Source organism: Saccharomonospora glauca K62, assembly GCF_000243395.2.
Taxonomy (GTDB): domain Bacteria; phylum Actinomycetota; class Actinomycetes; order Mycobacteriales; family Pseudonocardiaceae; genus Saccharomonospora; species Saccharomonospora glauca.
In genome coordinates this window covers 1,853,332-1,866,938 of sequence record NZ_CM001484.1, presented here as the reverse complement: position 1 = coordinate 1,866,938, position 13,607 = coordinate 1,853,332, and the positions used below count along the sequence as shown (strand labels likewise).

The following is a 13,607-nucleotide window of genomic DNA, read 5'->3' as shown; positions in this document are numbered from 1 at the left end:
GATGTCTCGAACACTGCATCTCAACGTCTTCATCCACGGCCGTGGCCACCACGAGGCGGCATGGCGACACCCTCGCGGCACCACCGCCTCCCTCACCGACATCAGCTACTACGAGCGGATAGCCGTGCTCGCCGAGCAGGGCAAGTTCGACTCCGTCTTCTTCGCCGACCACCTCACGGTCGGCAAGGACATCGGACACTCGGCCCGAGGTGGCCTGGAACCGTTGACCACGCTCGCCGCGCTGGCGAGGGCCACCGAGAACATCGGCCTGATCGCGACCGCGTCCAGCACCTACACCGAGCCGTACAACCTGGCCCGGCAGTTCGCCTCGCTCGACCACATCAGCAATGGCAGGGTGGGCTGGAACATCGTCACGTCCTGGCTGAAGGGCGCCGCGGCCAACTTCGGGGACACCGGGCAGATCGACCACGACGAACGCTACCGACGCGCGTTCGAATACCTCGACGTGGTGACCAAGCTCTGGGACAGTTGGGCCGACGACGCCCGTGTGGACGATCCGGCGTCCGGTATCTACGTCGACCTGGAGCGGGTGCGCCCGATCGAGCACGACGGTCACTACTACCACGTGAAGGGCGCGCTCAACATTCCCCGGTCGCCCCAGGGACGACCGGTGCTCGTGCAGGCGGGCTCCTCGGAGGCGGGCAGGCAGTTCGCCGCGACCTACGCCGAGGCGGTGTTCACCGCACACCTGGAGAAAGCCACCGCCGTGCAGTTTCGGACCGATCTCCGGCAACGCGCGAAAGCCGTCGGACGCGACCCGGAACGGCTGCTGGTGCTGCCCGGCCTCAGTCCCGCGATCGGTTCCACCGAGGCGGAGGCACAGCGGTTGTGGACCGAGCTCAACGAACTCACCGTGCCCGAGGTCGGCCTCGCTCACCTGTCGGCGCGGTTCGGGGGCGCCGACCTGTCCCACCTCTCCCTCGACGAGCGGTTGTCGCCGGACGACCTCCCCGATCCCGCCACCGTCCAAGGCGCGCAGAGTCGCGCCGAGCTGATCCGCGACCTGGTGGCGCGGGAACGACCGACCCTACGGGCCCTGCTGCACAAGCTCGCCGGTGGCCGCGGTCACTACATCACGGCCGGGACGCCGGAGCAGATCGCCGACGTCGTCGAGGACTGGTTCCGCGACGGCGCCGCGGACGGGTTCAACGTCATGCCTCCCATCCTGCCCGCGGTACTGGAGGATTTCGTCGAGCAGGTCGTGCCCGAACTGCAGCGACGCGGGCTGTTCCGACGGGAGTACACGGCCCGTACTCTGCGGGGACACTACGGGCTTCCCCGCCCCGAAAGCCGGTTCTTCGGCAGCTCCCGGACGTCGGAGGAGCGGGTGGCGGTCTGAGGGGGCACCGGCGGGTTCGCCGACGTCGGCCCCGCCGGTGTCCCGGCTGCCTCGTGCCGCCGTGCCCGAAATCGTCGTAGGGGCTTCCTACACTGCGCCCCATGGCGATGAGGTCCTATCTGTACTCCGCTGACACGCTCCCGACGGACACCGAGATCCCCGACAAGGTCCTCGGAATTTCCGAGCACAACTGGGACATTCCGCTGGCTCATCTGCTGCTGACCGGACGCGACCCGCGCGTGGTGCCGTCCATGATCTGGTCCGCGCCGGTCGGCATCGGAGCGGACTTCGACGGCGGCGCCGACCTCCTGCTGTCCGTGCTGAGCCTGGTCGGCAAAGGAGACGTCGCCGAGCGGGACGACTTCGACGAACTCGTCCGGAAGATCACCGATCACCTGGGGAAACAGCGGAAACGGTATCTGCTGTTGGAGGCGGGCGAGATCCTGCAGGCCCGAGGAGGGGCCGACACCGCCTCGGAGGAGGGGGAGTCGGCCTTCCTGAAGCTGATCCGCGAAGTGATCGACACGGAGATCGAGCCCGCCACCAGGCGCGCCGAGGCCGCCCTTTCGGGCGGCGACGACGCCTGGGTGGAGAGTCTGCGACGGAACTGGCGGAACCACTTCGCGTCCTTCTACAGCCCCGTGCTGTACTTCAGTTTCTCCGACGGGACGGCCTGAGGCGTCAGGACGCGGAAGCGCGATCGGCCGCCTCCCCCACGATGGGTTCGAGCACCTTCGCCCACTGACGCACCAAACGCTGCCTACGTTTCGAGTCGTCACTGAGCAGGTCCGCCAACCCGAGGCCACGGGCGAGGTCGAGTGTCGCCTGCACGGTCTCCCGCACACCCGGCCGGGACTCATCCGCACCGAGCAACTCGACGGCCACCCGATGCGACTCCCGTCCCACCTTCGCCTCCAACGGCGCCAGCACGGCCCGCAACGCCTCGTCGGTGGACGCCGCCACCCACAAATGCAGTGCGGCGCGGAACTTCACTCCGGTGTAGAGGTTCAGCAGCATGCGGGCCACCGGCTCGGCCCGGCCGCGGCCCGGCGGCAGCGTCTCGGCTCGCCGCCGGACCTCGGTGATCTGTTCCTCGGCGAGGAACTCGACGGTGGCCACCACGAGGTCCTCCCGCGTCGGGAAGTGGTGCTGGGCCGCGCCCCGCGACACCCCCGCTCGTTCGGCGACGACGCCCACCGTGGTCCCGGCCCAGCCGCGTTCGGCCAGGCACTCCACGGTGGCGTCGATCAACCGGCGGCGGGTCGTCCGGCTGCGCTCCTGCTGCGGTTCACGCGCCATTGGTGCCTTCGGCGGGCTCGACCCAGAAGTCGAGTTGCAGGTCCTCCTCGCGCTCGGCGAGCCGGTAACGGGAGAAGTCCGTGACCCCCTCGGCGGCCAGCACCTCGTCGTCGATGAGGAACTGCCCCGTGATCTCCCGGCTCGGCTTGGTGAGCACCGCGTACGCCGCGTCGGCCATGATCTCCGGCGTGCGCGACCGGCTCGTCAGCTCCGCGCCGACCACGTTGCGGATGGCCGCGGTGTCGATGGTGGTGCGCGGCCACAACGAGTTCACGGCCACCCCGTCGGCCTTCAGCTCCGCGGCGAGTCCCACGGTGACCAGGCTCATCGAGTACTTGGCGATGCTGTAGGCGAGGTGGCCTCCCGTGAACCACTTCTCCTCCAGCCGGATCGGCGGCGACAGCGTCAGGATGTGCGGGTTGTCCGAACGCCGCAGGTGCGGGATGGCCGTGCGGGACAACAGGAACGACCCACGCGCGTTGATGTCCTGCATCAGGTCGTAGCGCTTCATCGGGATGGTCTCGGACGGCGTGAGGTCGATGGCGCTCGCGTTGTTCACCACGATGTCCAGACCGCCGAACTGCTCCACGGTCTGCTCGACCGCCCGCACCACGGTCTCGTCGTCGCGGATGTCCCCCACGATCGGCAGCGCGTTGCCGCCCGCCTCCTCGATGGCCTTCGCGGCCGTGTGGATCGTGCCGGGCAGCTTGGGATGCGGCTCGGCGGTCTTGGCCAGCAACGCCACGTTGGCGCCGTCCCGCGCCGCCCGCACGGCGATGGCCTCGCCGATGCCCCGGCTGCCGCCGGACATGATGATCGTCTTTCCTGACAGGTCGCTCACGGACAACTCCTTGCTCGTCCCCCAAGTCAGTAGGACTTGGGAAGTCCCAGAGTGTGCTGGGCCACGTAGTTCAGGATCATTTCCCGGCTCACGGGGGCGATCCTGCCAACCCGCACCGCGGCCAGCATCGTCCCCAGACCGTACTCCGAGGCCAGTCCGTTGCCGCCGTGCACCTGCACGGCGCGGTCCACGGCCCGCACCGCCACCTCGGCCCCGGCGTACTTGGCCATGTTGGCGGCCTCGCCCGCCGCGACGTCGTCACCCGAGTCGTAGACGGCGGCGGCCTTCTGGGTCATGAGCCTCGCCAGTTCCAGCTCGATCTTCACCTCGGCCAGCGGATGGGCGATCCCCTGGTGCGAACCGATGGGTGCGTCGAAAACGCTGCGCTGCTTGGCGTAGTTCACCGCCTTGTCCAAGGCGTAACGCGCGATGCCGACGGAGAACGCCGCGCTCATGATGCGTTCCGGGTTGAGTCCCGCGAACAGTTGCGCGATCGCCGCGTCCGGGTGCCCCACCAGCGCGTCGCCGGGCAGTCGGACGTCGTCGAGGACCAGCTCGAACTGTTTGTCGGGCGAGACCAGGTCCATCGGAATGGCCCGGTACTCGAAGCCCGGTGTGTCGGTGGGCACGATGAACAGCGCCGGCCTGAGCTTGCCCGTGCGGGCGTCGGACGTGCGGCCCACCACGAGCACCGCGTCCGCTTCGTCCACTCCGGAGATGAACACCTTGCGGCCGTTCACGATCCAGTCGCCGCCGTCGCGGCGGGCCGTGGTGGTGATGCGGTGGGAGTTCGACCCGGCGTCGGGTTCGGTGATGGCGAAGGACATCCGCACTTGTCCCGTGGCGAATCCGGGAAGCCAGCGTGCCTTTTGCTCGTCGGTGCCGAAACGCGCGAGCACCGTGGCGCAGATCGCGGGCGAGACCACCATGAGCAGCATCGGGGTGCCCGCCGCGCAGAACTCCTCGCACACGGCCGCCAACTCGCCGATGCCCGCGCCTCCGCCGCCGTAGGCCTCGGGCACCGACACGCCGAGGTAGCCGAGCCTGCCCGCCTCGTCCCAGAGTTCGCTGGTGTGTCCGCCCCCACGGGCCTTCTCCAGGTAGTACTCGTGGCCGTACTTCGCGGCGAGTTCGGCCACGGCCTCGCGCAACGCCAGTCGTTCGGCGGATTCGGTGAAGGTCACGCTGGCTCCTCCTTTGCCTCGACGTCGGTGGACTCCCGAGGAGTGACGACGGCCAGGACCGCGCCCTGCTCCACCTGGGCGCCCTCGGCCACGGCGAGTTCGGTGACCACGCCGTCGGTGGGTGCCGCGACGCGGTGTTCCATCTTCATCGCCTCCAGCCACAGCAACGGCTGTCCCGCCCGGACCTCGTCGCCGGCGGACACGACCACCCGGGCCACCGTGCCCGGCATGGGAGCCACGAGCGATCCTTCGGCGAGTTCGGCGCTTGGGTCGGTGAAACGCGGCACGGGAGCGAGGCTCACCGCGCCCAGCGGGGAGTCGACGGCCACCAGCCCGGGGTACCGGCTGACGTGGAACGGCCGCCGTACGCCGTCGCACTCCAGCACCACCTGCTCCGGGGTCACGGACACCACGGTGACCTCGGGATGGTCCTCCGACACCGGTCCGGTGCGGGTGGCTCGGTAGCGGACCACGAGATCGAGCTCACCGTGCCGGTACGTCTTCGTCTGCGGGGCCGACGGCACGTTGCGCCATCCCGCGGGCAGTGACCCGAGCACCGGCGCGCACGATCGGTTGTGTGCCGCGTCCGCCAGCGCGGCGGCCAGCGCCGACAGTCGCACGACGGTCCCGTCGGGGCCCGCCGTGAGCACCCGGTCGGCGTGCCGGGTGAGGAAGTCCGTGTGGGTGTCACCGGACAGGAAGTCGGGGTGCCGCAACACGGCCACCAGCAGGTCGCGGTTGGTCACGGGACCGTGGACGCGCGCCGAGGCGAGTGCCCCGGCGAGCATGCGCGCCGCCGAGGTGCGGTCCGGTCCCCAGGCGATCACCTTGGCGAGCATGGGGTCGTAGTGCACACTCACCTCGGTGCCGTCGACGACCCCGCTGTCGAGCCGGACGCCGTACCGGTCGGGCACCTCGAACTCCGCCCGCACGTCCCGCACCGCGAAGCGGTGCAAGGTCCCGCTTCCCGGACGCCAGTCGGCACGCGGGTCCTCGGCATAGAGGCGAGCCTCGATGGCGTGTCCTCGCGGCCGAGGTGGTTCACCCTCCAGTGCCCGTCCCTCGGCGATCCGCAGCTGCCACGCCACCAGGTCGAGTCCGGTGACGCATTCGGTGACGGGGTGCTCCACCTGCAGCCGGGTGTTCATCTCCAGGAAGTAGTACTCGCCGTCGTCGGTGACGAGGAACTCCACGGTGCCCGCGCCGACGTAGTCCACCGCCCGGCACACTGCGCGGGCGGCCTCGAACAGCCGCCGCCGCGTCCGTTCATCCACACCGGACGGAGCTTCCTCCACCACCTTCTGGTGTCTGCGCTGGATGGAGCATTCCCGTTCCCCGACGGACCACACGGTGCCGTGGCCATCGGCCAGCACCTGCACCTCGATGTGCCTGCCGTGTTCGAGGAAACGTTCGCAGAACACGGCGTCGTCGCCGAACGCCGACGCGGCCTCGGCACGGGCCGCCGACACGGCCTCGGCGAGTTCGGCCCGCTCACGAACCACGCGCATGCCCCGACCGCCTCCGCCCGCCGACGCCTTCACCAGCACGGGCAGGTCGTCCTCGGTGATCTCCTCCGGATCGAGTTCGGGCAGCACCGACACCCCGGCGGCGGCCACCACCCGTTTGGACTCGACCTTCGAGCCCATGAGCTCGATGCTCTCCGGCGAGGGCCCCACCCAGAGCAGGCCGGCGTCGAGCACGGCGCGGGCGAACTCCGCGTTCTCGGACAGGAATCCGTACCCGGGGTGGACCGCGTCCGCACCCGCCGCCAGCGCGGCCGACACCACCGCGTCCACCCGCAGGTACGTGTCGGCCGGGGCGGCACCGGGCAACCGCACCGCCGCGTCGGCGGCGGTGACGTGCGGGGCCTTCGCGTCCGGGTCGGAGTGCACCGCGACGGTGCCGATACCCAGTTCCCGGCAGGTACGGAAGATCCGCAGCGCGATCTCACCACGGTTGGCGACCAGCAGATTCGTGATCACGACAACCTCACATCCGGAAGACGCCGAAACCGGTGCCGTCGAACGAGGCACCCCGGACGGTCTGGGAATGCACGGCCGACAGGCACAGGCCGAGCACGGTGCGCGTGTCCCTCGGGTCGATCACCCCGTCGTCGTAGAGGCGGCCGGACAAAAACAGCGGCAGCGACTCCGCCTCCACCTGCGCCTCCACCGCCTCGCGCAGCGCCGCGTCGGCGGCCTCGTCGTAGTCCTGTCCCCGTGCCCGCGCGGCGTTGCGTGCCACGATGGACAGCACCCCGGCCAGTTGCGCGGGCCCCATCACCGCCGACTTCGCGCTGGGCCAGGCGAACAGGAACCGAGGGTCGTACGCGCGGCCGCACATGCCGTAGTGACCGGCCCCGTAGGACGCTCCCATGAGGATGGACAAATGGGGGACCCGGCTGTTCGACACGGCGTTGATCATCATGGCGCCGTGCTTGATGATGCCGCCCTGCTCGTAGTCCCGTCCGACCATGTACCCCGTGGTGTTGTGAAGGAACACCAGCGGGGTGTCCGTCTGGTTGGCGAGCTGGATGAACTGGGCGGCCTTCTGGGACTCCTCGCTGAACAGCACGCCGCGGGCGTTGGCGAGGACTCCGACGGGGTAACCGTGGATGCGGGCCCAACCCGTGACCAGGCTGGTGCCGTAGAGCGGTTTGAACTCGTCGAAGTCCGAGTCGTCCACCACTCGGGCGAGCACGTCCTTGGGGTCGAACGGCACCTTGAGGTCGTCGGGCACGATGCCCAGCAGCTCCTCGGGGTCGTAGCGCGGCGGCACCACGGCGGCGGGCGCGGGACCGCGCTTGCGCCAGTTCAGCCGCTTCACGATGTCCCTGCCGATCCGGATGGCGTCGGCCTCGTCGCGTGCCAGGTGATCGGCCAGCCCGGAAGTACGCGCGTGCATGGCCGCGCCGCCGAGCGACTCATCGTCGGAGACCTCCCCGGTGGCCATCTTCACCAAAGGCGGCCCACCGAGGAAGACCTTGGACCGTCCCTCGATCATCACGACGTGGTCGGACATGCCGGGCACGTACGCGCCCCCGGCCGTGGAGTTGCCGAACACGAGCGCGATCGTGGGAATCCCGGCCGCCGACAGCCGCGTGAGGTCGCGGAACAGCCGCCCGCCCGGAATGAAGATCTCCTTCTGGCTGGGCAGGTCCGCGCCTCCCGACTCCACGAAGTTGACCACGGGCAGCCGGTTCTCCAGCGCGATGTCGCACGCCCGGAAGATCTTGCGCACGGTCCACGGGTTGCTCGCGCCGCCGCGTACCGTGGGATCGTTGCCGATGATCATGCACTCGACGCCCTCGACGACCCCGATCCCGGTCACCACGCTGGCGCCCACCGGGTAGTCGCTCCCCCAGCCCGCCAACGGCGAGAGTTCGAGGAACGGGGAGTCCGGGTCGAGGAGCAGCTCGATGCGCTCGCGCACGAGCAGTTTGCCGCGGCGACGGTGTCGCTCGACGTACTTCTGTCCCCCGCCCGCGACGGCCTTGGCGTGCTCGGCCTCGATCTCGGCGAGCTTGGCCAGCATCGCGTCACGGTAGGCGAGGTAGCGCGGGTCCGTGACGTTCACGTCCGACTTCAGGATCGTCATGCGGCGTACCCCAGTCGCTTGGCGGCCAGTTGCGTCATGATCTCCGATGTGCCGCCCCCGATGCCCAGGATGCGCACGTCGCGGTAGTGACGTTCCACTTCGGAGTCGCGGAGGTATCCGAGCCCGCCGTGCAGCTGGACGGCCTTGTCCACCACCCACGTTCCCGCCTCGACGGCCGTGTTCTTGGCGAAACACGTCTGCGCGACGACTTCCTCGCCCGCCGCGTGCCGCGCCGCGACCTCGCGCACGTAGCAGCGGGCGACGTCGATCCGGCGTGCCATCTCGGCCAACGTGTGCTGCACGAGCTGGCGGGAGATCAGCGGTCTGCCGAACGTCTCCCGCAGGCGGCACCACTCCACGGTGAGGTCCAGCGCCCGCTGCGCCGTCGCGTACGCCTGCACGGCCAGCGTGAGTCGTTCGGTGACGAAGTGGGTGGCGATCTGAGCGAAGGCACTGTTCTCGGCGCCCACCAGGTTGCGGACCGGCACCCGGACGTCGGTGAACGACAACTCGGCCGTGTCGGAGCAGTGCCAGCCCATCTTCTCCAGCCCGCGGCTCACGGTGAACCCCGGTGTGCCCTTCTCGATCACGAGCAGCGACAGGCCGTGGGCGCCGGGCCCGCCGGTGCGGACCGCCGTGGTGACGAAGTCGGCCCGGCAGCCCGAGGTGATGAAGGTCTTGGTGCCGTTGACGACGTAGTGGTCGCCGTCGCGGACGGCGGTGGTGCGTAACGCCGAGACGTCCGAGCCGCCGTCGGGCTCGGTGATCGCGAGCGCCCCGATGGCCCGGCCCGCCAACACCGGCCGCACCCACCGGTCGATCTGCTCGGGATCGCCCGCCGCGACGAGGTGCGGCAGGGCGATACCGGCAGTGAACAGCGACGCGATCACCCCTCCCGGCGCGCCCGCGTAATGCGCCTCCTCGATCACCGTGACGATGTCGAGGACGTCACCACCGGACCCGCCCACGTGTTCCGGGAACGACACCCCGAGCAACCCGAGTTCCGCCGCCTTGGCATGCAGGCTTCGGGGCAGTTCGCCCTTCCGTTCCCAGTCGTCCACGTGGGGCAGGACCTCGGTGGTCACGAACTTCCGCACCGTCTGACGCAGCAGGCGGCGTTCGGGCGTGGTGAAGGAGTCCGTCAGGGTCACAGCAACACCTCCGGAACGTCGACGATCCGGCTTCGCAACCACTCACCCAGTGCCTTGCCCTGCGGGTCGAACCGCGCCCGTGACGCCACCCCCTCACCGAGGATGCCGTCGACGACGATGTTGACCGCCCACAGGTTGGGGAACAGATACCGGCGCACGGGCAACCCGGCCGTCTCCGGCAGCAGCGTGCGCACCGCGTCGACGGTGAGGGTGTGCGCGAGCCAGCGCCACGCCGTGTGGGAGCGCACCCACACCCCGATGTTCGCGCTGCCGCCCTTGTCGCCGCTGCGGGCACCGGCGACCGTGCCCAACGGCACCCGTCGGCTCGGGCCCTCGGGCAGCGGCTCGGGCAGCGGGGGCTCGGGGACCTCGGTGAGTTCCGATGTCGCCTCGGGCGGGGCGACGTCCACCCTCGGCCCGTCGGGGAGCACGGCGACGTGCGGCACGATGGCCGCGTCCACGAAGGCGTCGGCGAACACGCCGTACGGCGACGCCTTCCCCGGCGGCGCGGTGAGGTGGAAACCGGGATAGCTGGACAGGCCCAGCTCCACCGCCGCGCCGCTGAACGCGCGTCCCACGACGTCGGCGTCGGGGTCGGCCACCGCGCAGTGCAGCAACGCGCTCGCCGTCTCCTCGGTGTCGGCGTCGGGGTGGTCGGTGCGGGCCAGCGTCCAGCGGACCGAGCGCGGAGTCCGGTCGGCGAACGCCTCGGTGAGCTGCTCGCGTACCCACTCGGCCTTGGCCTCCACGTCGAGTCCGGTGAGGACGAACGTCACCTCGTTGCGGAATCCGCCGAGGGTCGTGAGCCCCACCTTCAGTCGCGGTGGAGGTGGTTCCCCGCGCACGCCGCTCACGCGCACGCGATCGGGGCCGTCCTCGGTGAGCCGAATGCTGTCGAAGCGCGTCGTGACGTCGGGCCCGGCGTAGCGCGCGCCGGTGATCTCGTACAGCAGTTGCGCCGTGACCGTCCCGACGGTCACGGAGCCTCCCGTGCCCTCGTGCTTGGTGATGACGCTGGAGCCGTCCTCGGCGATCTCCGCGATCGGAAAGCCGGGCACTCCTCGCGGCTGTTCGGTGAAGAACGCGTAGTTCCCGCCCGTGGCCTGCGCTCCGCATTCGAGCACGTGGCCCGCGACCACGGCCCCGGCGAGCGCGTCGTGGTCGGCGGGCGTCCAGCCGAAGTGTGCCGCCGCGGGGCCGACGACGAGGGAGGCGTCCGTGACCCGCCCGGTCACCACCACGTCGGCGCCCGCCCGCAGGCATTCGGCGATCCCGAACGCGCCGAGGTAGGCGTTGGCCGTCACGGGCGTGCCCAACCCCAGTTCCGCCGCCCGCGAGACCAGGTCGTCGCCCTCGACGTGGGCGACCCGCACCGGCACCCCGACTCGTTCCGCGAGCTCCCGCAGGGCCTCGGCCAGGCCCGCGGGATTGAGCCCACCGGCGTTGGTCACCAGCGTCACCCCGGCGTCGACGGCCAGCCCGAGGCATTCCTCCATCTGCCGCAGGAACGTGGTGGCGTACCCGCGACGGGGGTCCTTCAACCGGTCCCTGCCGAGGATCAGCATCGTGAGTTCGGCTAGGTAGTCCCCCGTCAGCACGTCGAGCGGGCCACCGGTGAGCATCTCGCGCACGGCGGAGAACCGATCCCCGTAGAAGCCGGAGGCGTTGCCGATGCGGATCATGAGCGGACCCCCTCACGGGGACGGCCGGGTCCCGGCGGACCCGCGAAGGCCTGCGCGATGTCCAGCCACGTCGCGGCCTGCTCGCCGACGGCGCTCAGGTCGGTGTCGTCCCGGTGGATCCGTTGGGTGACGAGCAGGCAGAAGTGGTGGGCGCTGCCGGTGACGCGCTGGGGCGCGTCCTCCGGCCCGAACGTCCAGCGGTCGCCGTCGGGCGCGGTGAGTTCCACCCGGAACTCCTCGGTGGGGGCCGCCAGCCCACGGACTCCGAAGGCGAAGTCGCGGGTCCGGACCCCGAGCCGGGCGATGTGCCACAGCCTGCGCGTCGGCTCGCGACGCACCCCGAGGGCGTCGGCGATGTCCTGACCGTGGGCCCACGTCTCCATCAGGCGGGCGGTAGCCATCGACGCCACGCTCATCGGGGGGCCGAACCACGGCAGCCGCGTTCCGGCGGGGACCTCGCGCAGCGCGGCACCGAGTTCCCGACGCCCCCGCCGCCAGCCGTCCAGCAGCCGGTCGGGCGGCATCCGGGCCCCGTCCTCGGCCCCCTCGTCGACGTAGGTCTCGCCCACGGCCAGTGCCGAGGCGATCTCGTCGGTGAACGCCTCGGGCGAACGCACGGCGACCAGTGCCTTGGCGTCGGTCCACGCCAGGTGCGCGATCTGGTGGGCGATCGTCCAGCCGGACGCCGGTGTCGGCGTCCTCCATCCCGGCGGATCGAGGCCGGCCACGAGGGCCTCGACCTCCTCGCTCTCGGCGTCCAGATCCCGCAGGACCGCGCTCACGTCAGCCACGTGTCACCTCCTCGTGGACGGCCACGACGCCACCCGCCGACCCGGACAGCCTGACAGCGATCGACAGAAAAAGCAAGCACGCATGATTGTTTTCGCCCTGTTGGCCGCGTGACATCCGTGGTGCAATGACTAGCGCCGACAACGCGACAGCAGCGGGAGGCACGCTCATGACGGATGTCGGGCGCGACTACACGCAGATCACGTACTCGGTCGCCGAGCGAGTCGCGACCGTCTCCCTCGACCGGCCGCACGCCCGCAACGGATACACCATCACGATGTCCGACGAACTCGCCGACGCGCTCGGGCGGGCGAACCGCGACCCCGACGTGCGGGTCGTTGTCCTCACCGGCAACGGTCGCGACTTCTGCGTGGGGGCCGACCTGTCGCAGGGGGGCTTCGCCGTTGACCACGAGATCGAGCCCGACACCGCGTGGCAGGAGCCCGCGGGGCGCGTGTCGCGCCGGATCTTCGCGTCGGACAAACCGGTGATCGCCGTGTTGAACGGCGCGGCGATCGGGGCGGGCATCACCATCACGCTCGCCGCCGACTACCGGCTCGCCGCCACCGACTCGCGGTTCGGGTTCGTGTTCACTCGCCGGGGCATCTACCCCGAGGGCGCGTCGGCGTGGTTCTTGCCCCGGCTCGTCGGCATGGGGCGAGCACTCGACTGGATGATCAGCGGGAGGGTGTTCGACGCCGAGGAGGCGCTGCGGTGCGGACTCGTCCACAGCGTGCACGCACCCGAACGACTGCTTCCCGCCGCCTACGAGTTGGCCTCCGAACTCGTCACCACCACGGCCGCCGTGTCGGTGGCCGTCACCCGCAGGCTCCTCTACCGGATGTCCGGTGTGGACTCCCCCGACCCGGTTCACGAACTCGACTCCCGGCTGATCGCGAGTATTCGTCACAGCCCCGACGCCGTCGAGGGAGTACTGTCGTTCCTCCAGAAACGGCCGCCCGAGTTCCGCGGTCGCGTGCCCGAGGACCTGCCCGCCTTCCTGCCCCGAACCCCGGAGGACACCCCGTGAACGCCGAATACCCCGACGAGCCGTGGCGGTTGGCCGGCGAGGCCTTCGTGTCCGTGTGGACGGTGCCGCGCCGGGAACTGCCCCGGCTCCCCGACGCCGTGACTCCTCTCACCGTCGGAGGACGAGCCGTGGTCGTCACCGCGTGGATCGACTACACCCCGCCGGGGCAGCTCAGCTATCACGAACTGCTCGCCACGGTCGCCGTGCGCCACGGACTGTCACCGACGGGCAGCATCACCGAGATCTGGGTCGACAGCGAGAGCTCGCTCGCGGGCGGACGCGCGTTGTGGGGCATCCCCAAGGAACTCGCCGACTTCGACCTCGACCGCACGGACGGGTTCAGCGCGTCGGCCGCCACCCCGGACGAGTGGATCGCCACCGCGACGTTCACCCCGCGAGGCCCCTCCGGGCCCCGGCTCCGAACCCGGTTCTCGATCATCCAGTCCGTCGGGGGCCGTCCCCGCGTCAGTCCCGTACGAGCCCACATTCGCCCGCGTCCGGCCTCCGCGACGTGGGCGGTGAACCCGAACGGTCCCCTCGGCTACCTCGCCGGACGCCGCCCCATCGGCAACGCGCACCTTCACGACGCGCGCCTGCTCTTCGGCGCCGGTGGGCGGTGAGACGGTCACGCACCGAGACGACCTCCCCGGTCCCGCGCCCTCGGGCGGCCGGGA

Annotated in this window: 12 protein-coding genes; 4 read left to right on the top strand and 8 right to left on the bottom strand. The window is 70.6% G+C overall.

What is annotated here, in order from left to right; all coding sequences use genetic code 11:
* Window position 1 precedes the first annotated feature (1 nt).
* Window positions 2-1,360 (top strand): LLM class flavin-dependent oxidoreductase, encoded by a 1,359-nt coding sequence (locus tag SACGLDRAFT_RS09005; protein WP_005463832.1) that lies wholly within the window; start codon window positions 2-4, stop codon window positions 1,358-1,360.
* Between the two features lie 101 nt (window positions 1,361-1,461).
* Window positions 1,462-2,037, top strand: coding sequence for a DUF7822 domain-containing protein (locus SACGLDRAFT_RS09000; protein ID WP_005463830.1), 576 nt, complete (start codon window positions 1,462-1,464; stop codon window positions 2,035-2,037).
* Between the two features lie 4 nt (window positions 2,038-2,041).
* On the opposite strand, the gene SACGLDRAFT_RS08995 is transcribed toward SACGLDRAFT_RS09000, so the two are convergent.
* From SACGLDRAFT_RS08995 to SACGLDRAFT_RS08960, 8 genes are read right to left on the bottom strand one after another with little or no spacing between them, the layout of a single operon-like run.
* The gene (locus SACGLDRAFT_RS08995) at window positions 2,042-2,659 is read right to left on the bottom strand and encodes a TetR/AcrR family transcriptional regulator (protein ID WP_005463828.1); all 618 of its coding nucleotides are present in this window, start codon (window positions 2,657-2,659) and stop codon (window positions 2,042-2,044) included.
* Window positions 2,649-3,500 carry an SDR family oxidoreductase gene (locus tag SACGLDRAFT_RS08990; RefSeq protein ID WP_005463826.1) on the bottom strand — a complete coding sequence of 284 codons (852 nt, stop codon included), beginning with the start codon at window positions 3,498-3,500 and terminating at the stop codon, window positions 2,649-2,651. Before SACGLDRAFT_RS08990 ends, SACGLDRAFT_RS08995 begins: the two co-directional genes overlap by 11 nt.
* Window positions 3,501-3,526: 26 nt before the next feature.
* The gene (locus tag SACGLDRAFT_RS08985) at window positions 3,527-4,684 is read right to left on the bottom strand and encodes an acyl-CoA dehydrogenase family protein (protein WP_005463822.1); all 1,158 of its coding nucleotides are present in this window, start codon (window positions 4,682-4,684) and stop codon (window positions 3,527-3,529) included.
* Complete coding sequence (locus tag SACGLDRAFT_RS08980; protein WP_005463820.1) at window positions 4,681-6,666, bottom strand: ATP-binding protein; 1,986 nt, start codon at window positions 6,664-6,666, stop codon at window positions 4,681-4,683. The genes SACGLDRAFT_RS08985 and SACGLDRAFT_RS08980 overlap by 4 nt, the downstream gene beginning before the upstream one ends.
* Window positions 6,667-6,673: 7 nt before the next feature.
* Entirely contained in the window at window positions 6,674-8,281 is a 1,608-nt protein-coding gene (locus SACGLDRAFT_RS08975) for an acyl-CoA carboxylase subunit beta (protein ID WP_005463818.1), read from the bottom strand.
* Window positions 8,278-9,426 (bottom strand): acyl-CoA dehydrogenase family protein, encoded by a 1,149-nt coding sequence (locus SACGLDRAFT_RS08970; RefSeq protein WP_040919766.1) that lies wholly within the window; start codon window positions 9,424-9,426, stop codon window positions 8,278-8,280. The genes SACGLDRAFT_RS08975 and SACGLDRAFT_RS08970 overlap by 4 nt, the downstream gene beginning before the upstream one ends.
* A gap of 2 nt (window positions 9,427-9,428) precedes the next feature.
* Window positions 9,429-11,114 carry an acyclic terpene utilization AtuA family protein gene (locus SACGLDRAFT_RS08965; protein WP_005463814.1) on the bottom strand — a complete coding sequence of 562 codons (1,686 nt, stop codon included), beginning with the start codon at window positions 11,112-11,114 and terminating at the stop codon, window positions 9,429-9,431.
* Window positions 11,111-11,905: a TIGR03084 family metal-binding protein gene (locus SACGLDRAFT_RS08960; RefSeq protein ID WP_005463812.1), complete on the bottom strand. Its 795-nt coding sequence runs from the start codon at window positions 11,903-11,905 to the stop codon at window positions 11,111-11,113. Before SACGLDRAFT_RS08960 ends, SACGLDRAFT_RS08965 begins: the two co-directional genes overlap by 4 nt.
* A gap of 167 nt (window positions 11,906-12,072) precedes the next feature.
* On the opposite strand from SACGLDRAFT_RS08960, the gene SACGLDRAFT_RS08955 reads away from it, so the two are divergent.
* Window positions 12,073-12,933 carry an enoyl-CoA hydratase-related protein gene (locus SACGLDRAFT_RS08955; protein WP_005463810.1) on the top strand — a complete coding sequence of 287 codons (861 nt, stop codon included), beginning with the start codon at window positions 12,073-12,075 and terminating at the stop codon, window positions 12,931-12,933.
* Window positions 12,930-13,553 (top strand): acetoacetate decarboxylase family protein, encoded by a 624-nt coding sequence (locus SACGLDRAFT_RS08950; RefSeq protein ID WP_005463808.1) that lies wholly within the window; start codon window positions 12,930-12,932, stop codon window positions 13,551-13,553. The genes SACGLDRAFT_RS08955 and SACGLDRAFT_RS08950 overlap by 4 nt, the downstream gene beginning before the upstream one ends.
* Window positions 13,554-13,607: the final 54 nt, after the last annotated feature.